Raw genomic sequence first — 23,700 nt, 5'->3', positions numbered from 1 at the left:
TACGTTCATTGTACAGTTTGTTTACTGATGTTACCATTAATAGTATCTATGATAGAATATTTTGATTACTTTTGCATATAGTATTTGTTTGCAGAAATGGAGGAGAAAAATGATTAAAGAAATTATTAAACTAAGAGAGGATGGTTTATCGTTCCGAAAAATCGCCTCATATTTGAATACCACCGTTGGAAAAGTTCAATATCAATGGAATAAATATACGAATACTCAGGAAAATCACATAAAAGCTTGTTTTGATGAAGAGAAGACCCAAAAGGAAAACAGTGAGTTAAATCCTCTAACGATTGATTATACTCCTGTTAAAGGGGAGCTGCAGGTTAAACTGGTTACCCCTCGAAAGGTAATACTTTATTGGGAGGCATCATCAAAAATTCCCGGCAAGGTCATCACTTCATTTTATGATAGACCTTTTGAGGATCTAGTTCATATCGTTAGAATTTATGATGTTACGGATATTATTTTCACAGGAAGTAATGCTCATCATTACTATGATATTACTGTTCCTTATAACAAAGGCTATTGGTTTATTAAAGGGTTGACAGCAAATCGGAGTTATATTGCTGAACTAGGTGTGAAATTAAATGAAAATGAGTTTTTCCCGTTACTTCGATCAAATTCAGTTCAAACACCGGCTATTGGCAATTTAAATGGCAGTGAAATTTATACTAACTTAGTGAACTTTCAACAGATTGATGATTACTCACCAAAATGGATTGATCATGTAAGTACCTACAGTTATTATGGGGAATCCAAAAATACGGAGCAGAAGAATGGATGATTATTTAAATACTGTAATGACCCAAAAGCATTCCAACGACTGGCAATTAAAAATTCTGATATTAACATGGGAGTACCCTCCTCATGTTGTTGGCGGGCTCTCGAGGCATGTCTATGGTCTTTCCGCCCAATTAGCCCAACTAGGTCACGAGGTACATGTGATTACCGCTGGGAATGGCGGTATCACGGCTTATGAGATAGTAAATGGAGTTCATGTCCATCGAGTCATACCACTTAACAATCAGGATGATAATTTTCTCTCTTGGATTGCAGGTCTAAATTTAGCTATGAGCTATAAAGGGGTAAAAATTGCAGAAGAGATAAAGTTTGATATCGTCCATGCTCATGATTGGCTCGTAGGCACTTCTGCAGTTACGTTAAAAGAAGAAATGTCCATTCCGTTATTAACAACTATTCATGCTACCGAACATGGCAGGAATATTGGAATTCACACAGATATGCAGCAGTTTATCCATAATAAAGAAAAGAAGTTAATTATGGAGTCCGATCAAATAATTGTTTGCAGTACCTATATGAGAGAAGAATTATTAACAAACTTCCAACTCTCTGAGAAAAAACTGGAAATAGTTCCTAACGGAATTGAACCAAGTACTGTAGAGGTAAACTCAAACGAAATTTATCCTTTCATTAAGCATAGAAAGTATATCTTCTCTGTAGGAAGAATGGTTAAGGAAAAAGGATTTGAAACGATTATTGAGGCAGCGCAACTGGCGAAGGATAACCAAAGGGATATTTATTTTGTAATTGCCGGCAAAGGACCAATGCTCGAAAGATACCGTAAAATGGTTTCGGAAAGACAATTAGATCATTTCATTGCTTTTATTGGTTATGTTTCGGACGAGCAAAGGAATGCACTGTTAGTAAATAGTGAAATCGCTGTTTTCCCGAGTCTTTACGAACCCTTTGGAATCGTGGCTCTAGAAGCAATGATTTTGGGTAAACCTACGATTGTTTCAGACACAGGCGGGTTAAAAGGAATTATTATGGATAAGCAAACCGGCCTGCTAATGAATCCTGGTGATGCCGAAAGTCTCCTATCTAATATTGACTTCTTATCACAAAATCCTGATAAGGCAAAGGAAATAGGCGAAAAAGGCAGGCGGATTGTTAAAAGCCTATATGGATGGAAACGAGTTGCTTCACAAACAGTTAAAGTTATGGAAGAAACGATGTTAAATAAACGGGTAAATGTCAATGAAAATCCTTGATAATGAGGGTTACTTTATACTTTTAAAAAACACACTAGCATTTCCTTTTGAAAAATGATATTATAGAAAAGTCGTATGAACGAACTAGCTTAATCGTTTGGAGGGAAATTAACATGCGTGTAAATATTACGTTAGCTTGCACTGAGTGTGGAGATCGTAACTATATTTCAACAAAAAATAAACGTAACAACCCTGATCGTCTTGAGCTTAAGAAATATTGCCCAAGAGAAAAGCGTACAACAGCACATCGCGAAACAAAATAAGCAGTAGGGCTTCCTGCTGCTTTTTTTGTTGCAAAAAAATAAGGAGAAAACGATTTATATGAATGAAAAAAATATCATACGTAAAGAAATGAAAGAGAAACTTTCTGAACTTACTAAACCTAATTATGAAGATTACTCCTATAAAATAGCTAGGAACCTATATAATGAAGATGACTGGAAACAAGCTAAAGTTATTGGGATTACCATCTCGAAGGAGCCGGAAGTCGATACATATCAAATTATTAGAAGAGCGTGGGAATCAGGAAAAGTGGTTGTCGCTCCGAAGTGTCACCCAAAGGAAAAGGTTTTATCCTTTCATAAAATAACCCAATTTTCGCAGCTTGAATCTGTTTTTTATGGTTTACTTGAACCCATAAAAGAGCAGACGATGGAGGTAAAGGCTGATGATATCAATCTGTTAATTGTACCTGGTTTGGTTTATACAAGAGAAGGATACCGGTTGGGCTTTGGCGGTGGATACTACGATCGCTATCTACCCAATTTTAAGGGGAAAACAATCTCTCTTGCCTTTCACTTTCAGGTTATTCCACAATTTCCTATTGAAAAACATGATATTCCAGTCTCGAAACTTATCACTAATGATGAGGTAATAACTATAAAATGATCCAAAATCTAATCATTATCTCAATTATTATAATAGGTGGTTTTGCTGGTTATCGGGAACGATCCTTAAGTAGTGATGGGGCTATTGCAGCAGTAGCGGTAGGAGTCGCTGTCAATTTCGGGTTCGGTTTAAAGGGTCTTTTCCTTCTTGGATTATTTTTTGCAACATCCAGCTTTTGGTCGAAATATAAAAGCTCAGCAAAAAAAGAAATTGAAGAAAAGTTAGCAAAGGGAGCAACCAGAGATTGGCGTCAGGTTTTAGCGAATGGTGGTTCTGCTGCATTGTTAAGCATCATTTATTTTTTTCAACAGGATACGATTTGGCTGATGGGTTTTATTATCTGCCTTGCTAGTTCAAACTCGGATACGTGGGCTTCAGAAATTGGCACGTTAAGTAAAAGAAAACCTATATATATACGGACTTTTAAGGCAATAGAAAAAGGAACCTCTGGAGCAATCAGTTTGTTGGGTACTGCAGCTGCACTATTCGGATCCATGTTAATAGCTTTTGCAGGTGCATGGCTTTTTCATTTGGGTATATTCCACTTTTTTATCATTTTCTTCTTCGGTTTTTTGGGTAATGTCATTGATACTTTATTTGGAGCGTATTATCAGCAGGTCTATATTTGTAATGAATGCGGGATCGAAACGGAGAAAAAGGTCCATTGCCAAACATCAGCTAGAAGAATAAAAGGCTATCATTTAGTGGATAATGATATGGTGAATTTCTTATCTGGATTTATTGCTGCACTATTAGCAATGATCTTCATTTATTTTATTACATAATAGATATAAAGCTGGATTGATACTGAAAAAAGTTGTGAATTATTGTACAATTTAGTTTATGTAAAATAATATACCCATTATTCCCCAAAAGGAGGAAATTTCATGGTTAAAGTGAATAGAGTTGTCCTTGTTGGAACAGGTTTTGTTGGCTCCAGCTATGCCTTTGCATTATTAAATCAAGGAATAACAGAAGAACTAGTATTAGTTGATTTAAACGAAGCAAAAGCTGAAGGGGATGCGATGGATTTAAATCATGGTCTGCCTTTTGCTCCTTCACGTACCAAAATTTGGTACGGAACCTATGCGGATTGCGATCAAGCCGACCTAGTCGTGATCACAGCTGGGGCTAACCAAAAACCAGGTGAAACACGCTTGGACCTTGTAGAGAAGAACACCAACATTTTTAAAGGTATTGTTGAACAAATAATGGCTAGTGGTTTTGATGGTATTTTCTTAGTTGCAACGAACCCAGTTGATATATTAACATATGCTGTCTGGAAATTTTCTGGTCTTCCAAAGGAACGTGTAATTGGTTCAGGAACTATCTTAGATACAGCAAGGTTCCGCTTTTTATTGGGTCAGTATTATGATGTTGATACACGTAACGTTCACGCCTACATCATTGGCGAGCATGGAGACACTGAACTTCCTGTATGGAGCCATGCCGATATTGCTGGGATGAAGATTTCAGAATGGACAAGTAAACATGAAACGAACCAAGAGGACCTAGATAATATATTTATTAATGTTCGAGATGCTGCTTATCATATTATTGAGCGAAAAGGTGCCACATATTATGGGATCGCTATGGGGCTTGTTCGCCTGACAAAAGCGATATTACGAGACGAGAATTCAGTATTAACTGTCTCAGCCTATTTAGATGGAGAATATGGTCATAAAGACGTCTATATTGGTGTACCTGCAGTAGTAAACCGCAGTGGAATTAGAGAAGTTGTAGAGCTTGATTTGAATAAAAAAGAAAAAGAAAAATTCACAAACTCTGTAAACGTTCTAAAACAAACAATGGATCCAGTGTTAAGTAAGTACTGATATAAAGTGGATAAAAACAAACTCCTATTCACATAATATCGGTAGGAGGGATGATATGTCTCGTATGCTGACATCCATATTTATGATTGGATCCATTGGCTATTTTGCATTCCGCTTCAGATATCGGATTATTAACCTTTTACTAAGATCGGGCTGGATGCGTCGAATCGCTGTAGGTTCGTTCATGAGCTTCCCAGGTGTGAAAAATAAAATGATGCAGACTGTTTTTGGCGGACCTGCCGAAAGACCATCTGATTGGTGAAAACCACAGATGGTTTTTTTTGTTTAAAAAAATGCCCACCTTATCCTCTTGTTTAGCCATCTTAAGGCTCGTTTATCGTTTATAATGTAATAAACAAGTGAAAGATGAATAAAAAAATAATTATGACAAGGTTGTCCTAATAGAAAGTAGTGGGAGTATTGAATTATAGAGAGGATTATGTCTTTTGGAGATTGGCACATTACTTTATTTCGGAGCAAGGCTACCGAATTATTCAATTATTTGAGAATCAGAAAGAATTATGGCTGGAAAAACTCGAAAATAAAAAGGCGCCAATAATTCGATTGGTACGGATTGATTTAGACTGGAGCAGCTCTTTGCAAAGAGATATAGAATTTACAGCCTCAAATGGCGAACAGATACGGAAACAAATCGGGCGTGGTGAGCTTTCGGTTGTGAATATCTATATTAGTCAATTCCCTCCGGTTGATGACTATGAGCATCGTCTGCAAAGTTCATTTATCTATCCACAGGGAAATAAAACAAGCGTAAATTCTGTATTATTAGCGGGCAGTCAATACGAATCAGGATTTAAAGCATTATCAGAAAGACTGGAAAGAGAAATCTCCTTCCCGATAAACGATGAGTATTTAGACCAAGACGTTATGGCTCAAAAGAAAGCAGCATTGGATTCTGCTCTCCAAAGGTCTAAAAAAGAAAAAGAAATATTTTCGAATGGTAAACCATTTTTTACATATCTTTTTATGATTATCCAGGTTGCACTTTTCTTATTGTTAGAGCTTCAAGGGGGAAGCACGAATACCTCTACTCTGATTAAATTTGGTGCCAAATTTAATCCTTATATCTACGAGGGAGAATGGTGGAGATTCATAACGCCGATCTTCCTTCACATCGGCTTTTTACATTTAGCAATGAATACCTTGGCTTTATACTTTTTAGGACCGGCTGTCGAAAAAATCTTTGGTAATACCCGATTTTTATTGATCTATCTTTTTGCCGGGATATCAGGGGTTATAGCCAGTTTTATTTTTAGCCCGAATATTTCAGCCGGTGCAAGTGGAGCAATCTTTGGATGTTTTGGGGCATTGCTTTATTTTGCCCTCATTTATCCAAAACTTTTTTTTCGGACAATGGGCCCTAGTGTCATTACAGTACTGGCCTTTAATTTAATTTTTGGATTTACCGTTTCCATCGTAGATAATGCCGGTCATTTAGGAGGTTTGGCTGGAGGTTTCCTTGCAGCAGGAATCCTCCATTTTCCTAAGAAGAAAAAGCCATTCTTACAAACACTATTTTTGTTACTATCTGCCTCTATTATATATGGCTCCTTAGTATATGGTTTTCAACATTCTGCTACAAGCGGGAATGAAAGTTCTACTATGATGTTAGCGCAAGAATATATTAAACAAGAGAACTATGAACAAGCATATGACGTATTAACGAAATACGTGGAGGACTCTCGAAAACAATCTCTAGAAGTATATTTTGCTTTATCTTTTGTAGAAATTAAGATGAACAAACTCGATGATGCTAAATCTCATCTGCTCAAAGTGATACAATTAGACCCTGGTTTACCCGAAGCCTACTATAATTTAGCCTTACTCCATTTAGAAGAAAATGACCTAAATAAGGCGAAAAAAAATGCTGAAAAGGCGGCAGAATTAAAACCAAGCCAACAGGAATATTCTGACTTGGTTCAGGAACTTAATCGTTTACTGCCATCATCTGACGGAGGAGAATAGGCTCACCTAAAGCGGACTCTGTTAATACTAATAAATGTGTTTTGTCGGTTGCAATTAAAATAAGTGGAAGGGTACTGCCTTTGGGATTTTCAATGGCACCCTCTGCTTTTTTTATTCCAAGGATATAATTTTTATACAAGCCCTCCCATAGGTTTCCTACAATTGCGGCGGTTTCTGATTTTGTAAAACCCGGTAATGTATCCTTGGCCATTTCATTAAATTCGCTGAGGGGAAAAGCTTGATAGTTGCTCAAATTAATAGAAAAATGACGCAAACCTTTGTTCCAGCTGAGCTGCAGCATTCTTTCTACCTTTTGTTCCAACTGTTTCTTCACATTAGACTCATCGGCAATAGCTGTTAGGAAGAAAGTTTGATCCGAGGACATTGCTTGGGAACTGAAAATTTGGTTTTCATTTTCATGGAGCTCTGCATGGTGAAAGGTAATGGCTTGTAAGAAAACATTTTTATCCATGGTTATTCTTTTTTCTTGCTCAATTAATGCAGTATTCTGCTTCCAGTTCCAAAGTTCATCGATAAGACGTCCGTTGGCATATAGCAAGGCAGCATCCTGCCTTAAGTATGCCTTCCGATCCAAAGTGGAATGTTCTTTCCATAAAATTGTATTTGTTGGTTTATTCATCACTGTAAGCGTGGTTTGTGCAGTTTTAAAGCTTACCTTTGGATCAATCGGGAAGTAGGTGATACTCTCCTGTACTTTCGGATTTTTATAATGATGTATCGTAAAAGCTAGAATAACAGTGATAAATACGCCTAGCACTAAATAGGCTTTTTTCATCTAATCCCATCCTTCCTTTTTCCTATTGAGAGATTAATAGCAGGTATATTTATGTTATATGGGAACAATTGGCTGGACATGCCATATTCTTGTTTCATTCTTAGCAAGAACAGCTTGAGCGTGGTAGGGGCTTAAGGTATACTTTACATGTAATGTTTCTCATTCCTTATGTAAGAGGGCTAAATAATGAAGTCAATCTATGATATTCAACAATTTTTAAAACAATATGGAACAATTATTTATATTGGTGATCGAATCGCTGACCTTGAATTAATGGAGTCAGAATTAAAAGATTTGTATCAAGCTCAGTTAATTGAACCGAAAGAATACTCAACTGCACTGTTAATTTTAAGACATGAAATTAGATTTTTAAAAGAAAAAGAAGAAAAAAGATAGGTGATTATGGTGTCGGAACAATGGATTGTTGGTGTTGACCTGGGTGGAACTACTACAAAAATAGCTTTTATTAACTTGAATGGAGAAATCCTTCAAAAGTGGGAAATTCCAACTGATAACGCAAATGAAGGTCAAAATATTACTAGGAATATTGCAAATGCAATCAATCAAAAATTAGCAGACCTTAATGAACAAAAGTCCAAATTAATTGGAATTGGTATGGGTGCACCTGGACCTATAGATTATGAAACTGGTGTTGTTCTGAATGTTGTTAATCTAGGTTGGAAGGATAACTTTCCTTTACAAGAAAGTTTGCATTCACTAACAGATTTGCCAGTGGTTATTGAAAATGATGCTAATTGTGCAGCATTAGGGGAAATGTGGAATGGTGCCGGTAAGGGTGCCCGAGATCTAGTGTGTGTAACACTTGGAACGGGTGTAGGCGGCGGCGTAATTGCTAACGGAGATACCGTACGAGGTATTAACGGTGCGGCTGGGGAGATTGGTCATATTACGTCTATCCCTTTTGGAGGAGCGCCTTGTAACTGTGGAAAGTCTGGCTGTCTTGAAACAATTGCTTCCGCAACGGGGATTGTTCGTTTGGCAAAGAATGAACTATCAAAAGCTGATGCAAAGGGGCCGCTAGCCGTAATACTTTCTGAAAATGGGGACGTTACAGCAAAGGATGTCTTTGATAGCGCTCGAAATGGTGATGAACTGGCTAAAAAAATTGTCGATGAAGTTGCCTTCCATTTAGGATATGCTCTTGCGAATATTGCTAATACACTGAATCCGGAAACGATTGTACTTGGCGGCGGGGTATCTCGTGCAGGTGGTCTTTTATTAGACGCAGTAAAAGTAAACTTCTCTATGTTTGCTTTCTCAGCAGTTAGAGATTCTACAGCTCTTTCACTGGCAACATTAGGTAATGATGCAGGAGCAATTGGTGCAGCTTGGCTTATAAAAAATAAACTAAATTTATAAAGAGCAAATTAAACCTGCAATAACATGCAGGTTTTTTATTGTGCTCATTTTCTGCTTCCTTTCATCATATGATTTTTATGATGGAAGGAGGCAGAAAAAATGGAAGTTCGAGTCCGTGAAGGTGATTCATTTTCGTATTATGGCCGATTATTTATGGTACCGCTTGAACTTATTACCGATTCAAACGAGAAGGTAGAAGCTTCTAGTTTGAAATCAGGTGCAAAAATAGTCATTCCAGGCTACGTTTCTGTTCCGTACACAATTAAAGAAGACGATACTTTGTGGAAAATCGGAAATGAAAAAAAAGTACCGATTGACGCTATGATGATTCTAAATCAAATGAAAGATCCCAATCGATTAATTCCAGGTGAAATCCTCTATCTGCCAGAACGAATTTCAAAGCAAAATCTTATTCCGAAATTACCATTTGATTCAAGGATACTAGTGAAGCAAATAAAAACTCTTAAGAAGTATTATCCATTTATTCATGTTGATACAATAGGCACTAGTGTTTTAGGGAAGCCCATTCAAGAAATTAGAATCGGAAAAGGGTTAAAAAAGGTTCATATGAACGCCTCTTTTCATGCAAACGAATGGATTACAACGATGGTATTAATGACCCTAGTGAATCAGTACCTCCTTTCATTAACAAATCGGACTGCAATAAGAGGAATTAATACAATAAATTTATATAATGAAACGGAGTTATCAATTGTACCATTGGTAAATCCAGACGGGGTAGACCTAGTATTAAATGGTCCACCTGCAAGCCGTCAGGATGAAGTGGTAAACATTAATGAAGGCAGCAATGAATTTGTTCATTGGAAGGCAAATATAAGAGGGGTAGACTTAAACAACCAGTTTCCGGCGAATTGGGAGATTGAGCAGGAGCGGAAGGAGCCTAAGTCTCCTGCACCTAGAGATTATCCAGGCAAGTCTTCATTATCAGAACCAGAAGCAATTGCGATGGCAGATTTAATGAAAGAAAATCATTACGATCGAATTCTGGCTTTTCATACCCAAGGCGAAGAGTTCTATTGGGGATATGAAGGCTTTGAACCTCCAGAATCAGAAGTCTTGGCAAAGGAATTCGAACGAGTCAGTGGATACAAGGCGATACGAAATGTAGATAGTCATGCGGGATTCAAGGATTGGTATATTCAAGAGTTTAAACGCCCTGGTTTTACTTTAGAACTTGGAAGGGGAATAAATCCATTGCCCTTATCTCAATTTAATGACATTCTCCTAAAAGTTGAGGGTATTTTTCTAGCCTCACTTTATTTGTAAATAGTACTTCCACTACTTGTAAAATGAAATCAATGACATTAAAATAAACTATTGTGATGGTTATTTGAAAATAAGAAAAAGTCGTACAGCTGCGACTTTTTTCTTATTTTTAAAATAATTCTGTTATTATTGAAACGTTTTTGTAATAATAACGTACTAATTATTAAGAAGAAATGGGAGGGAGGAGAAAAATGGGTTTAAACAGTAGTAAAATGAATATTAAATATATGTTCCAAATCATGTTTTTACTCATTTTTGTCTCCTTATTTAGTGCCTGCACGCACCAACAAGATGCCAAGCCCAGCCCTTCTAAAGAAATTGACAAGGATAATAACAAACCCTCTCAGCCAGTAGAAGCTTGGAAACTCCCAATTGAAATTCCTGAAGGTGAATTCTATAAAATAGGGAGCTGGTTTTCTGACCATCAGTTACTCTATATTACTAACCTTGAGCAATCATCATCTGTATATTTTTATAATCTTTTAACTGGTAAAAGTGAATTACTATATAAGAGTGAGGACCCAATTGTCACATTACAGGTTAGCCCATCAAAAAAGAATATACTAATACAAACTTCTCCTTCCACCTATGAAGGACAGGTTATCATCCTATCTCCTGAGGGCTCTGAACGAATAAAGAAATCTTTCCCCTCGTATGAATTAGCCTTTGAATGGAACCCATATAATGAGTCGGAAATTCTAATCTCTTCTTTTAATGAAGATTGGACATATCAAATGCTGCTGCTTAATATTGAACAAAGTAAAACAACTGAATTATCAATTCCTCAGCCATTTATTAAGTGGATAGGGAAAGATGAAGTGGCCTATCTGAACTGGGATGAAACGAGCCCTTCACTTTTTGCGCCACTCATGTTAAAGAAAATGGGAGCAGAAAGTGAAGAAGTACTATTCAATGATGTACTTCAGTTCTCATCCTATCAAAATACTCTAATGACTGTTACCGCCAGGGATGAGGAGCAATTACAAGCATCATATCGTTTTTATAATAAGGACAAAAAGCAGCTATTTTCTTTTTCTATCCCTCATCTGACAATGTTCTCAGGCTGGTTAGTTCCTTACCATGACTTTAATGAGAGTAAAGGGAAATTCATTACCTTTAAGCCCATAAAAAGTGTTGAAGCCGATGCTTACACAGAAGGCTTTGAACTTGTAAGTTATGATATTAATAAGGGTGACAGCGATATGATTTTGCAAGGACAGAAGAATGAACCAATTCTGCTCTCACCTACTGGGGAAGCTGCACTGTATGGAAATCGTTTTGAAAAAATCATTAATTTAGAAACAAAAGAAATATCTGAGCTCGTAGAAAAATAAAAAGACTGCCGGTTGGCAGTCTTTCATTTTTCCCCGAGCTTAGTGTGCTGTAGGAAAACCACTTTCAATAAGGGTCATGATTGCAAACCAGCCAAAAACAGCCAATGTTGCTACTGCCCAAAATGCCCCTAAGAAATTTTTATTTTTTAGGGCAGTGAATGCACCATAAGCAGCAAGTAAGGCAACCAAAGCAAAAATAATAACTACTCCCATTAATAAAGCCCCCTTTATTAGATAATACTTGGGCTTAGCCCAAATCTCTAAAATAGTTATGTAAGAATATTATATACACTCGATTCTTATTTTATATTCTTTTTTATCATTTGTCGAGGGCTAAAAAAGTTAGCAATGAAGCTTACATAGTGTAAAATAATAGTAAGGTAAAAATAGTTGGAGGTAATGAAAGAAATGAAATGGTCTCAAATCCCTCTAGGGGTATTACAAACAAATTGTTACATAGTTGAAAGACCTGACAAATCCTGTTTAATCTTTGATCCAGGCAGTGAAGGGAAAAAGCTAATTAAGTGGTTAACAAAGAGAGAACTCAGACCAATTGCAATTTTTTTAACTCATGCACATTTTGACCATATTGGTGCCGTTGATGAGGTAAGAGACTACTTTAAGATTCCTGTTTATATTCATGAAGAGGAAGAAGATTGGCTGATAGATCCGGCTTTAAATGGTTCGAAGTTTTTTCAAATGCAAGAGTTGATGAAAATGAAAAGAGCTGACTATATCTTAAAACAAGAGGAAACGTTAACGATTGGTGATTTTACGTTCTCTATTTTTGAGACTCCAGGGCATTCGCCTGGGAGTGTATCCTATTACTTTGAGTCCGAGGGATTTGTTGTATCAGGGGATGCACTATTTAAGAGCAGTATTGGTCGAACAGACCTCCCAGGGGGTAACCATAAACAATTAATGAAGAGTATCCATGAAAAATTATTATTTTTACCAGAAGAAACAGCTGTTTTATCGGGGCATGGACCTATAACCACAATTGGAGAAGAAATGGATAGTAATCCGTTTTTGAATGGTTTTTAAATCCCAAAGCGGCAGCGCCTAGGCAGGCTGCTTGTGCTAGACGGATTTGTTCCATAGAAAAGCCCTTCTCGTCGGAGAAGGGCTTTTTTGGGGGATGTCCTATTATAAATAATGGGAGGGATATAGTTAAGCTACTAAATTTACAATATAACAAATTTATCACTGTGTCAATGATGTAAAATGAAAGAAGGAAAAAATTATGTTTAGCTATTTAAAGAGGTTAATTTCAAACTCAGAACTAAACTTAATATCCTATGCAGAGTATATTGAGGCAGTCCTCTATCATCCTGAATTAGGATACTATATGAAACATAAACAAAAAATTGGCAGCCAAGGAGATTTTATTACGACAAGTAATATTTCTGATATTTATGGGAAAATAATTGCCAAATGGTTCGCAAATGTTTGTAAAGAAAATGATTTAGAACCTATATTTTGTGAGATTGGTGCAGGAAATGGTCGCTTTGCTCATGCCTTTTTACAGGAATGGGAGGATTCCATCAAAACTCCGTTCAAATACATAATTGTAGAGAGCAGTCCCTATCATTTGAGTTTGCAAAATGAATTATTAAAGCCTGCCTATACTGTAACGCAAGTAACCAGCCTTGATGAACTTGAAGCGTTTGAAGGGATGGTCTTTTCCAATGAATTATTTGATGCCATGCCTGTTCATGTAATTGAGAAAGTGAACGGTCAATTGTATGAGGTTATGGTGGGAATGAAAAATGAAACCTTATATGAGGAAAATGTTCCGCTAACCAATTCATCGATCTATACTTTTTTAGAGGAAAGCGGTTTGGTATTAAAGGATAAGCAGCGAATAGAAGTGCCTTTGTTAATGGAAGGGATGGTGCAAGATATATCCCTCGTGTTAAAGAGGGGGCTTGTAGTAACAGCGGATTATGGATATACCAAGGAGGACTGGAAGCAGCCTTCAAGAATAAAGGGAAGCTTAAGGGGATATTATCAGCACCAAATGATTCATGATGTTTTGGAGCACCCTGGAGAAATGGACATAACGACACACATTCATTTTGATTGGCTAATACAAAAGGGTAAGCAGGCAGAATTGTTATTCCATTCAAAGCTTAGGCAGGATGAGTTTTTACTTAAAGCAGGAATATTAAAGGAGTTAGAAAACCATTATGATCCAAATCCATTTTCAGAGGTAAGCAAACGAAATCGTGCTATTCGCAGTTTGATAATGCCGTCTGGTATGAGCTCGTTTTTCCATATAGTTATTCAACAAAAAGGTATAAAAGGTAATCTATTTATAGAATAAAAAACACCGGAATAGGTCCGGTGTTTTTTATGTGTTAATATCTTCTCAATGTCCTCCACCCAGCGGCATCATAAATGTTGTCCAATAAGTGAAGCCTGCGAAGAATACTGTCAAATACCCACAGAAAACATACATGTACATACGTTCGGATAATTTTAGATAGCTTAACAAAACAAAGAATCCAGTTTGGGCTAAGAAAAGCATGGCAGTTTTATCCATATCACCTAAATAGAACATTACGGTGAAAATACCTGTCCAGAAACCCAAGACCCTGTACATACGATCCATATGTATCCCTCCTTTTCCCCTACGGTACCATCAAGAAATATTATAAAGAAAAGGAGTTCAAATGTAAATAAAGTTTCAAATTAGTTTGAAACAAGCGCCTGGTAAGAGCAAGTTTCACAACCAGATATGATATTTTCTTTCTCAACTAGCTCCACATTGTCAAATAATGCTTCAAACATTCCTTTTAGGAACTCATGATGCATAGCACAAACACTTTCGTGTTCCTCTGCAACTTCTTTGAACGGACAATTGTAAATCTGGAAGTAAATTTTTGTGTGATCCCCATTAACTTCGAATTCTGGATAGAATCCTGCTAATGTTGCAGCACTTTTTAATATGGTTAGCTTTTGATCAAATTCTATTTCTTCCCCAAAGGATCTTCTTGTCAATTCCTGCTCAATTACTTCAGTTCCAAAACGCTTACCAGTTAAATAAAGAGCTTGTTTACCAGCTTCACCTAATGTAAGCATAGTAGTAATTGCTACTTTGGATAGAAGCATATAATCCCGGAACGGGAAGTGCAATTGAATTACATCGTCCGATAAACGGTATAATCTACTTGGTCGGCCGCCTTTACCAGTCTTTTTAGTTTCAGAAGCTAACATGTTAACATCTTCAAGTTTTGATAAATGTAATCTTGCAACATTGGGATGAATATTAAAGTTCTCAGCCACCTCTTGTACAGTTACTTCTTGGTGACGTTTCGTAATGTATTGATAGATGTAATACCTAGTTGGATCTGATAAAACATTTGTTATCTTTAATGTTTGTTCCATCTCTGTTCACCTCGAACCCCCATAATTTAATCCAATTATAATACAGCTATTTAAACATGGGAATGAGGTTAACAATGTTAACACTATATGTTTAGAAATTGTTCACATTTAAAGAATGTACATCCGGGTTTGGTTAAACAAGTGTTATACAAAAATTATACAACCTATTTGTCAATAGTTGTTTTTTAGGGGATTACGAAGTAATAAACTCCAAAAATATTTTTTTAAAAAAGAAAGAATCTTGAAGGAATAGCATGAATGATGTCGAATTACTACAAAGACAAAATAAAAGGTGGTGTTACTCATTGTAAGTTCAATCGAGATACTAGCAAACAGGATTATCAAAGATGCTGCTAGAAACCAAGCTACAGATATTCACATTGTACCCAGAAAGAAAGACACTCTCATTCAAATCCGCTTAACGAACAAACTCATTCCCCGGTTATCACTTCCAAAAGATGAATGCGACAGGTTAATTTCACATTTTAAATTTACTGCAAATATGGATATCGGAGAACGAAGACGCCCACAAAGCGGTGCGATTTTTTGTGAAGTGGATGGGAAATTAATGGGTCTTAGGCTTTCAACCCTTCCATCAAACAATCGAGAAAGTCTGGTGATCAGACTATTGCCTCAACAAGAACAGATTCCCTTTCACCAACTCTCACTTTTTCCTGGAATGACCAGAAAACTACTTGCCCTTCTCAAACACGCACATGGATTAATTATCTTTACTGGTCCAACCGGATCAGGAAAAACCACAACTCTTTACTCCCTTTTAAATGAAACCGCACATCTTTTTCATCGTAACGTAATCACACTTGAAGACCCTATCGAAAAAAACTACGATTCTGTTTTACAAATACAAGTGAATGAAAAAGCGGGCGTAACATACGCAGCGGGCCTAAAGGCAATTCTTCGTCATGACCCCGACATTATTATGGTCGGTGAAATACGTGATGCGGAAACAGCTAAAATTGCAGTGCGGGCTGCATTAACAGGACATTTGGTTCTCAGTACAATGCATACAAGGGACGCTAAGGGGGCGGTATACCGTCTCCATGAGTTTGGTGTAAATTGGTTAGAGGTAGAACAAACCCTCATTGCAGTTACAGCTCAGCGATTAGTGGAGCTGACATGTCCATATTGCGAAGGGGAGTGTTCACCCTTCTGCTATTCGTACGGAAGATGGAAAAGAGCGAGTGTTTTTGAACTTCTATCAGGGAGAAATCTTAATGCTGCGATGAAACAGGCGAAAGGAGAAAATATTATTTCGCGATACACGACAGTAAGAGAAGTAATAAAAAAAGGGATTGTTCTGGGTTATATTAAAGAGTCTGAATACGATCGTTTGGTGTATGATCATGAAGCGCCATAATTGGTCTGTTAATGAGCAGGCTAATTTCTTAAAAAGGATAGGAGAATTATTGGCACGCGGGTACCCTATTGCAGAAGCAATTGAAAGTTTATCCTTGCATTTATCAAAGAATCGAAAGGAGGAGCTGTATCAGTGTTTAGTTGAGCTGAGAAATGGGGTATCATTCCATGACGTCCTAAGTAATCTAGGCTTTCACAAGGATTTAATTGGTTACGTCTATTTTGCGGAGCGGCATGGCAGCTTTTCGGAGGCACTTCTAGAAGGGAGCAGTCTAGCATTAGTAAAGGAGAATGATAGAAAAAAATTAGTAAAACTTATACAGTATCCAGCCTTACTTATCTTTATCACTGGTTTTTTGTTAGTGTTTGTACAGAAATCATTGCTGCCAAAATTCACTAGTCTCTTTGAATCTATGAGTCTTGAAGCAAATTTCTTTATGAAGATACTCTCCTCTTTCGACACATATGTTCCAATATTAATGGCTATCCTCCTGCTTCTGTTGGCATCAGGTGCAACTTATTATATTTTTGTGTTTCGGAAAATCTCCGTCCTGAAGCAACGGTCACAACTCGTAAGATTTCCGATTGTGGGAAGAATCCTCAAATTGTTGTTTACCCATTATTTTTCTGTCCAGCTAAGTTTTCTTTTATCAGGAGGAATATCCGTATTTGAAGCTCTGCTCTTATTTGAGAAAAATCACAGGCAGCCATTTTATAGCGTGCTGGGATCGGAGATTAAGCAAAAGCTGTTAACCGGTGAAAAACTTGAGTCAATCCTGGCTTCATTCCCATTCTTTGAGAGAGAATTTTCGATGATAATAAAACATGGACAAGAAAATGGGAAATTAGAACAAGAATTACTATTTTTTAGCGAGCACTGTTTATTAAACATGGAGGAACGGATTGAAAAAAGCTTAAAAATGATTCAGCCTGTTCTTTATCTTTTTATTGGCTTTCTTGTTGTATCAATGTACTTAGCAATATTATTGCCGATGTTCCAGCTATTAGATGGAATATAGAAAAGCTAACAATATAAAATGGAGGAATTAATGATGAAAAATGAAAAAGGTTTTACACTTGTTGAAATGATGATTGTGATGCTGGTTATTTCGGTTTTATTAATTGTTACAATTCCAAATGTGGCCAGGCATAATACAAATATTAACAACAAAGGCTGTGAGGCATTTGTGAAAATGGTTCAAGCACAGGTGCAGTCTTATATTATGGAAAATAATAAGGTGCCTACGATGGCAAATCTAATTACTGATGGCTATCTTATTGAAGATACCGGTTGTCCAAATGGAACAAAGAATGTACAGATTGATTCAGAAGGTAAAGTAACAGCTGTAGCCAAACCAACAACGTAATGCATTACAATCAAAACGGATTTACATTGATTGAATCTTTGCTTGTTCTCTCCATCTTTTTAATCATCTCTTCGATAACTGTCTTTAGCATAAAGCCACAATACCAAATAGCTACTACCAAGTCCTTTATTTCCCAATTAAAAGCAGATTTATTTTACGGTCAGCAGTATGCCATCGCTAATCAGACTGAAGTGAGTGTTATCTTTATAGAGAATGAGCATACGTATGTCATCGCAGCGGGTGTTAATAGCATAGTCGAAAGAAATTATTCTCCGAGGATAACTGTAGGTCAGGGCACCATCCCACTATATTTTAAATATAATCGGAATGGGAATGTAGACAGATTCGGTACACTATTTATTCGGACGCCGCAGCAGGATTACAAATTAACTCTTTTGATTGGAAAGGGACGGTTTTATGTTTTGGAAGAATGATGGCTTCTTTTTACTCGAGCTCCTTTTATCATTGTCTGCTTTGTTTATGCTGAGTATGTTTTTTGTGCCTTTGTTAATAGATTTTGCAAATCAATCTCAGCAGCATGTGAGAGAAAAAAGAGCTAAACAGTTTTTATTTGAAGAACTTCAAGCAAATTTAATTGAGGACAGGACCAATACCCCTTACTCCATAAACCTTAATGGAACAGAATATAAGATTTACTGGCGTTTGACCTCAGTTAGTGGACAAAAGGAGGTGTGTGTGAAAGTTGATGAAAATACACTTCTCTCAAGTTTTGAAGACTGTGCGATACCCGAATGAAAAAGCTTTTACTCTCCTTGAGGTGCTTTTTGCATTCTCAATCTTCACAACGATCGTATTTTTCATGTTTCCGGTATTTCAAATCATATTAGACAATAAAGATTCAAATGTAAGACTCCAAAACATGGAGTGGGACGTATTTTGCAGTCAGATAAAAAAGGAAATCCATATTAGCTCTAAAGTGGAAGTGGTTTCAGGTAACCTGGTATTAACCCTAGGTAATGAAAAAGTTTTATATGAAAAGTATGGCAGTAATATAAGAAAGCGAGTGAATTCTACTGGACATGAAACATTACTGCAGAATGTTTCTGTGGTCACGTTTACAAGGATAAATAACTCAGTGAAAATTACCGTAAAAGATGTCTGGGAAAGAGAATACAGTGTTGTAGTACATTCCTATATTGAATGGTTTCCAGTAATATGAGGAGCAGTGAACGAGGATTTACATATCCATTGACTTTAGTGGTACTCATTTTGTTTCTTTCTATTTTTTCCTTTCGTGTAGAACAATTGCTATCTGAAAGGAAATTGTCGTATGAAACAACTGTGATTCTTCAGGAGGAATATTATTTCCATTCTTCTTTTAAAAAAATCGAAAAATTATTGCAATCCGGTGGTGTTGTACCAGTTAAGGGCTCATTCTCCTATCAAAAAGGGATTATGGGATATCAAGCAGACATTCCGATCGGGTCGGTACAGAAAATCAACTTTACTCTTAAAATGCACACTGGTGAAACAGTGGCAGGACGCGGCTTTTTTGATCTTGCCGCAAAAAAAATGATTAAATGGGCTGAAATTTATTAAGGGTCTTAGTAGTTTGAAAAAATAAAATATGGACATACTTTTAGGGAAGAAATAAAGGCAGGTGTGTCCATGAAAACAAATGATTATGTAAAATATATGACTCAAACTCTTGTTAAATATGCGGACCAGCCAAAAGATGAACGAAAACGGCTCCGGGAAGAGAGAAAGCAGGCCAAGGCATCTTTTTGGTATCGTTGGTTCGGGATTCTTCCCTATATTTTTTATATCGAAGTAAAAAATAGGAGAAAAAGGTAAAGAAGCAGAATCATGTCTGCTTCTTCTTTATTGTTCTGTCTAGCTCCAGCGCCTAGGAGCTCGGGTCATAAGCCAATCCGTCAAAAAGGTTAAAGAGCAACCTTTCCGCCGGCTCGTCTTATGCCTGTCGCCCCTAGGAAAAAATGAACTGCATTTTTCCCTAGGAAAAAAGCAGTTCATTTTTTCCCTGGTCAAGGCGCTTCCGCTTTTCGTATTAAACAGCCTTATCGGTTAAATAAAACAATCCGCCATTAATAAACGAGATGTTTATTTTTGGTTCATACTGTTCCTGTAAAGCTTTTTTCTCTGTTTCGTAACTTTCATTTTCTTCTTCTGCATCCTCATAAAAATGGTGAAGAAGCTGCAAATCCTTCTCCCAACGCTTCCTGGCATCCTCAGCCCAAGAATGATCATCTTCATCAATTACTGTTTTTAGATAATTTTCAATTCGTGCCAAACCGCTTTTCGGTTTTACAAGCGGCGATAGTGTAAATGAATAATCTGGTATTTTCGGTGTAAGCTGAACATTCTGCAGATGATCATGGAAATCCTCTACCATTTGTCCATTTATGAGCTGCAAACCGATTGATTTAAAAATATCCCGTTTCCGGTCGCATTGATATGATATCTTAACATTCATACACAACCAAGGCATTAATGGCGTTTGTTGATTGTTATTCTGGTGATTCTCATAAAGCCTGATGTAACTCGATAGTTTCTTTGTTGATTGAAATATTTGATGCAGTCTTGGGGACCCAAAATGAATGGTTTCCCCTTTTATATTTTCGGGCGCTATCTGTGGATTCGTAATAAGAGTAAGCTTCATTGGATTAGCTATTCCACCCGTTTTTTCTAAATAGTGCCAATAAAAAGGTCTATTCATTAATTCCTTATCAAGCTCAATCGATAACTGAACAGATAAGTATCCAGGGCCATTTTCAGTTATTTCACATTCATTAGCCTGAAAATAGCGTATAAGAAAGTTATGAATTTCCAGCTGCTGCATGTGAATCCTCCTTCTGCATGTCTTTAGCCAAATCAATCATAGATGTAAGGTTTTCCATCTTAATTCGCATTTCACCTTCAGAGCAGGATTGTCCAAATATATCAATTAAATGATCTTCAATACTTCCAAAGTCTAGCTTCGTTAAGATATCGTCTAAATCACCTATAACTTTTTCAAATAGTTCAATTTTTTCATATAGAAGCTTTAATATATGTTCTTCAACTGTGTTCTGGATGGCAAAGTTATAAATCATTACGTCCTTTTCCTGGCCAAGACGATGAATCCTGCCGATTCTTTGCTCAAGCCTCATTGGATTCCAGGGTAAATCGAAATTAATTATATGATTACAGAATTGGAGGTTAATTCCCTCGCCGCCAGCTTCAGTCGCTATGAGGACTTGTGCATGTTTTTGAAATAGCTCACGCATCCAGTCTTTTTTCCCGCGCTTAAAACCGCCCCGGAAAGGAACAGATGATATCCCATTTTGTTTTAAATACCATTGAAGATACATTTGGGTCGCTCTGTATTCGGTGAAAATGATTACCTTATCATCGATTTTTTGGATTAACTCCAATGCCTTTTCTGCTTTTGAGTTTGTTGTAACTGCTTCTACCTTTGAAATTAAATATTGAATTTGATCTTCGTATGACTTTGTTGGATTTTCTTTTTTTTGCAGCATATTTTTAAGAGTATAAAATACGGACTCCCTGCTGCTGCAGGCTTCACGCTGTAAGGTCATCACCGAGAAAGCACTTGTTTGAACCCAATCACCCTCACTTTTTAATTCAGTAATGGCTTCATACAATTCTTTCTCTTGAGGTGAAAATTCAATCGGAATCGTTTCTACATGTCTTTTGGTCCATTCAATACCTGTATCGGCACGCCGGTTTCGAATCATTACCTTATTTACCAGCTCTTTCAAATGCGCATTGTCATTTAATGAGCGGGCATCCCGTTTGTATTTTTCATAAAATGCTGTTTCACTGCCTAAATGTCCCGGTTTTAATAGGGAAACAAGATTGAAGATTTCTTCAATCCGATTTTGTATCGGAGTTGCAGTGAGAAGAAGACAAAACTTCTTTTTTAGATTTTGAACAAACTCATAGTTTTTAGTCTTATTGTTCTTCAGTTTGTGTGCCTCATCAATAATAATTAAATCGTAGTCTTGTTTATAAATAATATCACGATGAGGGTCCCGTTTAGCGGTATCAATCGAAGAGACAACTACATCGCATTGCTCCCATACATAGCTTTTTCTTTGAGAAACAGCAGGAATGAAAAATTTACTATTTAATTCATAGGACCATTGGGTCACTAGCGAAGCGGGAACGAGAATTAATACTTTTTTAACGAGGCCGCGAATCATGTATTCTTTTAATATAAGTCCGGCTTCTATTGTTTTTCCAAGACCCACTTCATCTGCAAGAATAGCTTTTCCATTCATGTTTTCAATTACCTGCTTTGCGGTTTCGAGCTGATGGGGCAGCGGGGTTAGATTAGGCAGATGACTTGGTGCTTGTAAGCCTTCAAAATCAGGGATTATCAGATGTTTTTCAACTCCAACTGCCAGCTTAAAAAGCTCCCGATTTCCCCAAGGGCCATCGTTTTCAATTCTATGTAAAAATTCATCCTGCCAAGAGGAATCAAATTCTATTTGAACTGTCATGTTTTTCATCTCCCTTTTGCAGAAAAATTTATTGCTCAATATTATGCTTTAATGGTAGGATGTAAATAGCTTTGAAAGTTTTAAATATTGTAATAAAATAATTTTTTTCAGATGTATATTTTAGTATGACCCGAATTTGAAATTATTATAATGCGGATGATGACAAGGGGAGAGACTACTGATGTAGCGCCGAAGGAGCAAGCACAATGTGTGAATCTCTCAGGCAAAAGAACTCTTGTTTGACGCAGCTCTGGAGAGTGCTGACTAAAGGGCAGCCACCAAAGGGGAAAGCCTAGCCTAGGTAAACTTTCAGGTGCAAGGACAGAGACCTTCTTTTTCGTAAAAGGGAGGTTTCTGTCCTTTTTGTTGTTTATGCACTAAAGTATTTAACAAGGTATCAACCTATGAAAAACATCTTTGATTAAAGGGGGATTATTGATGAGTGAATTAAAACGCACGCCGCTATTCGAAGTGTATAAGGAATATGGCGGGAAAACGATTGATTTTGGAGGCTGGGAGCTGCCTGTTCAATTCTCAAGCATCAAGGAAGAACATGAAGCTGTCCGCACAAAGGCTGGGTTATTTGATGTATCGCATATGGGGGAAATCATCGTCACAGGACCCGACAGCTTAAACTACTTGCAAAAGATGTTAACAAACGATATTTCAAAAATTAAAAATGGCGGAGCACAATACAATGCAATGTGCTATGAAAATGGCGGCACTGTTGATGACCTGCTAGTTTATAAAATAGAAGACAATCATTATTTACTTGTTGTGAATGCCTCGAATATTGAGAAGGATTTCAAATGGCTTGAAGCCCATTTAGAGGGAAATGTTTTGATAGATAATTTATCTGAAAAAATGGCTCAATTGGCGCTGCAAGGCCCACTTGCTGAAAAAGTACTTCAAAAGCTTGCAGGTGATAGCGATTTAACTGAAATTGGCTTCTTTAAGTTCCAATGGGAAATGGAGATTAATGGAAAAAATGCACTAGTTTCACGAACTGGGTATACTGGTGAAGACGGCTTTGAAATTTATTGCGATGCGTCAGATGCTGTAGAACTTTGGAAGGCGATTTTATCTGCTGGAGAAGAGGATGGCGTTGTTCCATGCGGGCTTGGTTCTCGGGATACACTTCGCTTTGAGGCAACTTTAGCTCTATATGGCCAAGAATTGTCTCCTGAAATTTCGCCATTAGAAGCTGGAATTGGCTTTGCAGTTAAGTTGAACAAAGAAGCAGATTTTATTGGTAAAGAAGTACTTAAGCAGCAAAAAGATGCAGGGGCGGCTAGAAAGTTAGTAGGAATTGAAATGATTGATCGTGGTATACCACGTCACGGCTACCCAGTATATAAAGGCGAAGAGCTAATTGGTGAGGTTACAACTGGAACTCAATCACCATCCTTGAAAAAGAATATTGGACTTGTCCTTATTAAAAGTGAACATGCAGGTATTGATTCTGAAATTGACGTGGAAATTCGCGGAAAACGCCTAAAGGCGAAAATAGTCCCAACACCTTTTTATAAACGAGAAAAGTAAACACGAGGGG

The 23,700-nt window shown here is 37.0% G+C and carries 29 protein-coding genes and 1 riboswitch; of the genes, 23 read left to right on the top strand and 6 right to left on the bottom strand.

What is annotated here, in order from left to right; translation table 11 throughout:
* The first annotated feature begins 109 nt into the window (after positions 1 to 109).
* The 8 genes from ACY3XC_RS02900 (at position 110) to ACY3XC_RS02865 (ending at position 6,730) form a co-directional block, all read left to right on the top strand.
* A complete protein-coding gene (locus tag ACY3XC_RS02900; protein ID WP_464867200.1) occupies positions 110 to 796 on the top strand; it encodes a DUF4912 domain-containing protein in 687 nt (228 codons plus the stop codon).
* A complete protein-coding gene (locus ACY3XC_RS02895; protein WP_464867199.1) occupies positions 789 to 2,024 on the top strand; it encodes a glycosyltransferase family 4 protein in 1,236 nt (411 codons plus the stop codon). The genes ACY3XC_RS02900 and ACY3XC_RS02895 overlap by 8 nt, the downstream gene beginning before the upstream one ends.
* Positions 2,025 to 2,137: 113 nt before the next feature.
* Positions 2,138 to 2,287: a 50S ribosomal protein L33 gene (gene rpmG / locus ACY3XC_RS02890; RefSeq protein WP_015594975.1), complete on the top strand. Its 150-nt coding sequence runs from the start codon at positions 2,138 to 2,140 to the stop codon at positions 2,285 to 2,287.
* Between the two features lie 58 nt (positions 2,288 to 2,345).
* A complete protein-coding gene (locus ACY3XC_RS02885) occupies positions 2,346 to 2,912 on the top strand; it encodes a 5-formyltetrahydrofolate cyclo-ligase (RefSeq protein ID WP_464867198.1) in 567 nt (188 codons plus the stop codon).
* Entirely contained in the window at positions 2,909 to 3,697 is a 789-nt protein-coding gene (locus tag ACY3XC_RS02880; RefSeq protein ID WP_464867197.1) for a DUF92 domain-containing protein, read from the top strand. Before ACY3XC_RS02885 ends, ACY3XC_RS02880 begins: the two co-directional genes overlap by 4 nt.
* 102 nt (positions 3,698 to 3,799) lie before the next feature.
* Entirely contained in the window at positions 3,800 to 4,747 is a 948-nt protein-coding gene (locus ACY3XC_RS02875) for an L-lactate dehydrogenase (protein ID WP_179157130.1), read from the top strand.
* A 55-nt stretch (positions 4,748 to 4,802) separates the two neighbouring features.
* Positions 4,803 to 5,009: a hypothetical protein gene (locus ACY3XC_RS02870; RefSeq protein WP_221823016.1), complete on the top strand. Its 207-nt coding sequence runs from the start codon at positions 4,803 to 4,805 to the stop codon at positions 5,007 to 5,009.
* Positions 5,010 to 5,158: 149 nt separating this feature from the next.
* Complete coding sequence (locus tag ACY3XC_RS02865) at positions 5,159 to 6,730, top strand: rhomboid family intramembrane serine protease (RefSeq protein WP_464867196.1); 1,572 nt, start codon at positions 5,159 to 5,161, stop codon at positions 6,728 to 6,730.
* On the opposite strand, the gene ACY3XC_RS02860 is transcribed toward ACY3XC_RS02865, so the two are convergent.
* Entirely contained in the window at positions 6,693 to 7,526 is an 834-nt protein-coding gene (locus ACY3XC_RS02860; protein ID WP_464867195.1) for a hypothetical protein, read from the bottom strand. The two genes, ACY3XC_RS02865 and ACY3XC_RS02860, sit on opposite strands and share 38 nt — an antisense overlap.
* Positions 7,527 to 7,712: 186 nt before the next feature.
* On the opposite strand from ACY3XC_RS02860, the gene ACY3XC_RS02855 reads away from it, so the two are divergent.
* The 4 genes from ACY3XC_RS02855 to ACY3XC_RS02840 all read left to right on the top strand — a co-directional run bounded on the left by ACY3XC_RS02855 (position 7,713) and on the right by ACY3XC_RS02840 (position 11,527).
* Positions 7,713 to 7,922, top strand: coding sequence for a YqgQ family protein (locus tag ACY3XC_RS02855; protein WP_095247089.1), 210 nt, complete (start codon positions 7,713 to 7,715; stop codon positions 7,920 to 7,922).
* Positions 7,923 to 7,931: 9 nt separating this feature from the next.
* Positions 7,932 to 8,906, top strand: a complete 975-nt coding sequence (locus ACY3XC_RS02850) for an ROK family glucokinase (RefSeq protein WP_464867459.1) — start codon at positions 7,932 to 7,934, stop codon at positions 8,904 to 8,906.
* A gap of 99 nt (positions 8,907 to 9,005) precedes the next feature.
* Positions 9,006 to 10,193, top strand: coding sequence for a M14 family metallopeptidase (locus ACY3XC_RS02845; protein ID WP_464867194.1), 1,188 nt, complete (start codon positions 9,006 to 9,008; stop codon positions 10,191 to 10,193).
* 191 nt (positions 10,194 to 10,384) lie between these two features.
* Positions 10,385 to 11,527, top strand: coding sequence for a YqgU-like beta propeller domain-containing protein (locus ACY3XC_RS02840; RefSeq protein ID WP_464867193.1), 1,143 nt, complete (start codon positions 10,385 to 10,387; stop codon positions 11,525 to 11,527).
* 39 nt (positions 11,528 to 11,566) lie between these two features.
* On the opposite strand, the gene ACY3XC_RS02835 is transcribed toward ACY3XC_RS02840, so the two are convergent.
* Complete coding sequence (locus ACY3XC_RS02835) at positions 11,567 to 11,740, bottom strand: DUF2759 domain-containing protein (protein ID WP_179157123.1); 174 nt, start codon at positions 11,738 to 11,740, stop codon at positions 11,567 to 11,569.
* Between the two features lie 195 nt (positions 11,741 to 11,935).
* Between ACY3XC_RS02835 and ACY3XC_RS02830 the strand changes: the two genes are divergently transcribed.
* Positions 11,936 to 12,571 carry an MBL fold metallo-hydrolase gene (locus ACY3XC_RS02830; RefSeq protein ID WP_464867192.1) on the top strand — a complete coding sequence of 212 codons (636 nt, stop codon included), beginning with the start codon at positions 11,936 to 11,938 and terminating at the stop codon, positions 12,569 to 12,571.
* Between the two features lie 199 nt (positions 12,572 to 12,770).
* A complete protein-coding gene (locus ACY3XC_RS02825; RefSeq protein WP_464867191.1) occupies positions 12,771 to 13,853 on the top strand; it encodes a class I SAM-dependent methyltransferase in 1,083 nt (360 codons plus the stop codon).
* Between the two features lie 45 nt (positions 13,854 to 13,898).
* On the opposite strand, the gene ACY3XC_RS02820 is transcribed toward ACY3XC_RS02825, so the two are convergent.
* Positions 13,899 to 14,141 (bottom strand): DUF2626 domain-containing protein, encoded by a 243-nt coding sequence (locus tag ACY3XC_RS02820; protein WP_095247095.1) that lies wholly within the window; start codon positions 14,139 to 14,141, stop codon positions 13,899 to 13,901.
* Between the two features lie 80 nt (positions 14,142 to 14,221).
* Positions 14,222 to 14,917 (bottom strand): helix-turn-helix transcriptional regulator, encoded by a 696-nt coding sequence (locus ACY3XC_RS02815; protein ID WP_179157120.1) that lies wholly within the window; start codon positions 14,915 to 14,917, stop codon positions 14,222 to 14,224.
* A gap of 295 nt (positions 14,918 to 15,212) precedes the next feature.
* Here ACY3XC_RS02815 and comGA point away from each other — a divergent pair, with 295 nt between their 5' ends.
* The 8 genes from comGA (at position 15,213) to ACY3XC_RS02775 (ending at position 19,476) form a co-directional block, all read left to right on the top strand.
* Positions 15,213 to 16,295, top strand: a complete 1,083-nt coding sequence (gene comGA / locus ACY3XC_RS02810) for a competence type IV pilus ATPase ComGA (protein WP_464867190.1) — start codon at positions 15,213 to 15,215, stop codon at positions 16,293 to 16,295.
* Positions 16,282 to 17,313 carry a competence type IV pilus assembly protein ComGB gene (gene comGB, locus ACY3XC_RS02805; protein ID WP_464867189.1) on the top strand — a complete coding sequence of 344 codons (1,032 nt, stop codon included), beginning with the start codon at positions 16,282 to 16,284 and terminating at the stop codon, positions 17,311 to 17,313. The genes comGA and comGB overlap by 14 nt, the downstream gene beginning before the upstream one ends.
* A gap of 33 nt (positions 17,314 to 17,346) precedes the next feature.
* Positions 17,347 to 17,661 (top strand): competence type IV pilus major pilin ComGC, encoded by a 315-nt coding sequence (gene comGC / locus ACY3XC_RS02800; protein ID WP_464867458.1) that lies wholly within the window; start codon positions 17,347 to 17,349, stop codon positions 17,659 to 17,661.
* Entirely contained in the window at positions 17,661 to 18,095 is a 435-nt protein-coding gene (gene comGD, locus ACY3XC_RS02795) for a competence type IV pilus minor pilin ComGD (protein ID WP_464867188.1), read from the top strand. Before comGC ends, comGD begins: the two co-directional genes overlap by 1 nt.
* Entirely contained in the window at positions 18,079 to 18,417 is a 339-nt protein-coding gene (locus ACY3XC_RS02790) for a hypothetical protein (protein ID WP_464867187.1), read from the top strand. Before comGD ends, ACY3XC_RS02790 begins: the two co-directional genes overlap by 17 nt.
* Positions 18,368 to 18,841, top strand: coding sequence for a competence type IV pilus minor pilin ComGF (gene comGF, locus ACY3XC_RS02785; RefSeq protein ID WP_464867457.1), 474 nt, complete (start codon positions 18,368 to 18,370; stop codon positions 18,839 to 18,841). Before ACY3XC_RS02790 ends, comGF begins: the two co-directional genes overlap by 50 nt.
* A gap of 38 nt (positions 18,842 to 18,879) precedes the next feature.
* Positions 18,880 to 19,221 carry a competence type IV pilus minor pilin ComGG gene (comGG, locus tag ACY3XC_RS02780; RefSeq protein ID WP_464867456.1) on the top strand — a complete coding sequence of 114 codons (342 nt, stop codon included), beginning with the start codon at positions 18,880 to 18,882 and terminating at the stop codon, positions 19,219 to 19,221.
* A gap of 69 nt (positions 19,222 to 19,290) precedes the next feature.
* Positions 19,291 to 19,476, top strand: a complete 186-nt coding sequence (locus ACY3XC_RS02775; RefSeq protein ID WP_179157113.1) for a YqzE family protein — start codon at positions 19,291 to 19,293, stop codon at positions 19,474 to 19,476.
* Between the two features lie 214 nt (positions 19,477 to 19,690).
* On the opposite strand, the gene ACY3XC_RS02770 is transcribed toward ACY3XC_RS02775, so the two are convergent.
* Positions 19,691 to 20,482 (bottom strand): YqhG family protein, encoded by a 792-nt coding sequence (locus ACY3XC_RS02770; protein WP_464867186.1) that lies wholly within the window; start codon positions 20,480 to 20,482, stop codon positions 19,691 to 19,693.
* On the bottom strand, positions 20,460 to 22,148 hold the full coding sequence (locus tag ACY3XC_RS02765; protein ID WP_464867185.1) for a DEAD/DEAH box helicase: 1,689 nt from the start codon (positions 22,146 to 22,148) through the stop codon (positions 20,460 to 20,462). The genes ACY3XC_RS02770 and ACY3XC_RS02765 overlap by 23 nt, the downstream gene beginning before the upstream one ends.
* Before the next feature lie 156 nt (positions 22,149 to 22,304).
* Positions 22,305 to 22,393: riboswitch (glycine riboswitch) on the top strand.
* Positions 22,394 to 22,586: 193 nt separating this feature from the next.
* On the opposite strand from ACY3XC_RS02765, the gene gcvT reads away from it, so the two are divergent.
* The gene (gene gcvT, locus ACY3XC_RS02760; RefSeq protein ID WP_464867184.1) at positions 22,587 to 23,690 is read left to right on the top strand and encodes a glycine cleavage system aminomethyltransferase GcvT; all 1,104 of its coding nucleotides are present in this window, start codon (positions 22,587 to 22,589) and stop codon (positions 23,688 to 23,690) included.
* The last annotated feature ends 10 nt before the right edge of the window (positions 23,691 to 23,700 follow it).

It is taken from the genome of Bacillus sp. CZDM1 (assembly GCF_055502545.1).
The sequence above is the reverse complement of the archived record's forward strand: the minus strand, read 5'-3'. Positions and strand labels throughout refer to the sequence as shown.

What these genes read in the sequence shown, in the direction of transcription:
- comGF (WP_464867457.1), top strand. Translation starts at nt 18,368, where the DNA reads ATGAAAATACACTTCTCTCAAGTTTTGAAGACTGTGCGATACCCGAAT.
- ACY3XC_RS02815 (WP_179157120.1), bottom strand. Translation starts at nt 14,917, where the DNA reads ATGGAACAAACATTAAAGATAACAAATGTTTTATCAGATCCAACTAGG.
- ACY3XC_RS02770 (WP_464867186.1), bottom strand. Translation starts at nt 20,482, where the DNA reads ATGCAGCAGCTGGAAATTCATAACTTTCTTATACGCTATTTTCAGGCT.
- ACY3XC_RS02835 (WP_179157123.1), bottom strand. Translation starts at nt 11,740, where the DNA reads ATGGGAGTAGTTATTATTTTTGCTTTGGTTGCCTTACTTGCTGCTTAT.
- ACY3XC_RS02840 (WP_464867193.1), top strand. Translation starts at nt 10,385, where the DNA reads ATGGGTTTAAACAGTAGTAAAATGAATATTAAATATATGTTCCAAATC.
- ACY3XC_RS02775 (WP_179157113.1), top strand. Translation starts at nt 19,291, where the DNA reads ATGAAAACAAATGATTATGTAAAATATATGACTCAAACTCTTGTTAAA.
- comGC (WP_464867458.1), top strand. Translation starts at nt 17,347, where the DNA reads ATGAAAAATGAAAAAGGTTTTACACTTGTTGAAATGATGATTGTGATG.
- ACY3XC_RS02825 (WP_464867191.1), top strand. Translation starts at nt 12,771, where the DNA reads ATGTTTAGCTATTTAAAGAGGTTAATTTCAAACTCAGAACTAAACTTA.
- ACY3XC_RS02895 (WP_464867199.1), top strand. Translation starts at nt 789, where the DNA reads ATGGATGATTATTTAAATACTGTAATGACCCAAAAGCATTCCAACGAC.
- comGB (WP_464867189.1), top strand. Translation starts at nt 16,282, where the DNA reads ATGAAGCGCCATAATTGGTCTGTTAATGAGCAGGCTAATTTCTTAAAA.
- ACY3XC_RS02820 (WP_095247095.1), bottom strand. Translation starts at nt 14,141, where the DNA reads ATGGATCGTATGTACAGGGTCTTGGGTTTCTGGACAGGTATTTTCACC.
- ACY3XC_RS02875 (WP_179157130.1), top strand. Translation starts at nt 3,800, where the DNA reads ATGGTTAAAGTGAATAGAGTTGTCCTTGTTGGAACAGGTTTTGTTGGC.
- ACY3XC_RS02880 (WP_464867197.1), top strand. Translation starts at nt 2,909, where the DNA reads ATGATCCAAAATCTAATCATTATCTCAATTATTATAATAGGTGGTTTT.
- rpmG (WP_015594975.1), top strand. Translation starts at nt 2,138, where the DNA reads ATGCGTGTAAATATTACGTTAGCTTGCACTGAGTGTGGAGATCGTAAC.
- ACY3XC_RS02790 (WP_464867187.1), top strand. Translation starts at nt 18,079, where the DNA reads ATGTTTTGGAAGAATGATGGCTTCTTTTTACTCGAGCTCCTTTTATCA.
- ACY3XC_RS02885 (WP_464867198.1), top strand. Translation starts at nt 2,346, where the DNA reads ATGAATGAAAAAAATATCATACGTAAAGAAATGAAAGAGAAACTTTCT.
- ACY3XC_RS02870 (WP_221823016.1), top strand. Translation starts at nt 4,803, where the DNA reads ATGTCTCGTATGCTGACATCCATATTTATGATTGGATCCATTGGCTAT.
- gcvT (WP_464867184.1), top strand. Translation starts at nt 22,587, where the DNA reads ATGAGTGAATTAAAACGCACGCCGCTATTCGAAGTGTATAAGGAATAT.
- ACY3XC_RS02900 (WP_464867200.1), top strand. Translation starts at nt 110, where the DNA reads ATGATTAAAGAAATTATTAAACTAAGAGAGGATGGTTTATCGTTCCGA.
- ACY3XC_RS02830 (WP_464867192.1), top strand. Translation starts at nt 11,936, where the DNA reads ATGAAATGGTCTCAAATCCCTCTAGGGGTATTACAAACAAATTGTTAC.
- ACY3XC_RS02845 (WP_464867194.1), top strand. Translation starts at nt 9,006, where the DNA reads ATGGAAGTTCGAGTCCGTGAAGGTGATTCATTTTCGTATTATGGCCGA.
- ACY3XC_RS02860 (WP_464867195.1), bottom strand. Translation starts at nt 7,526, where the DNA reads ATGAAAAAAGCCTATTTAGTGCTAGGCGTATTTATCACTGTTATTCTA.
- ACY3XC_RS02855 (WP_095247089.1), top strand. Translation starts at nt 7,713, where the DNA reads ATGAAGTCAATCTATGATATTCAACAATTTTTAAAACAATATGGAACA.
- ACY3XC_RS02765 (WP_464867185.1), bottom strand. Translation starts at nt 22,148, where the DNA reads ATGACAGTTCAAATAGAATTTGATTCCTCTTGGCAGGATGAATTTTTA.
- comGD (WP_464867188.1), top strand. Translation starts at nt 17,661, where the DNA reads ATGCATTACAATCAAAACGGATTTACATTGATTGAATCTTTGCTTGTT.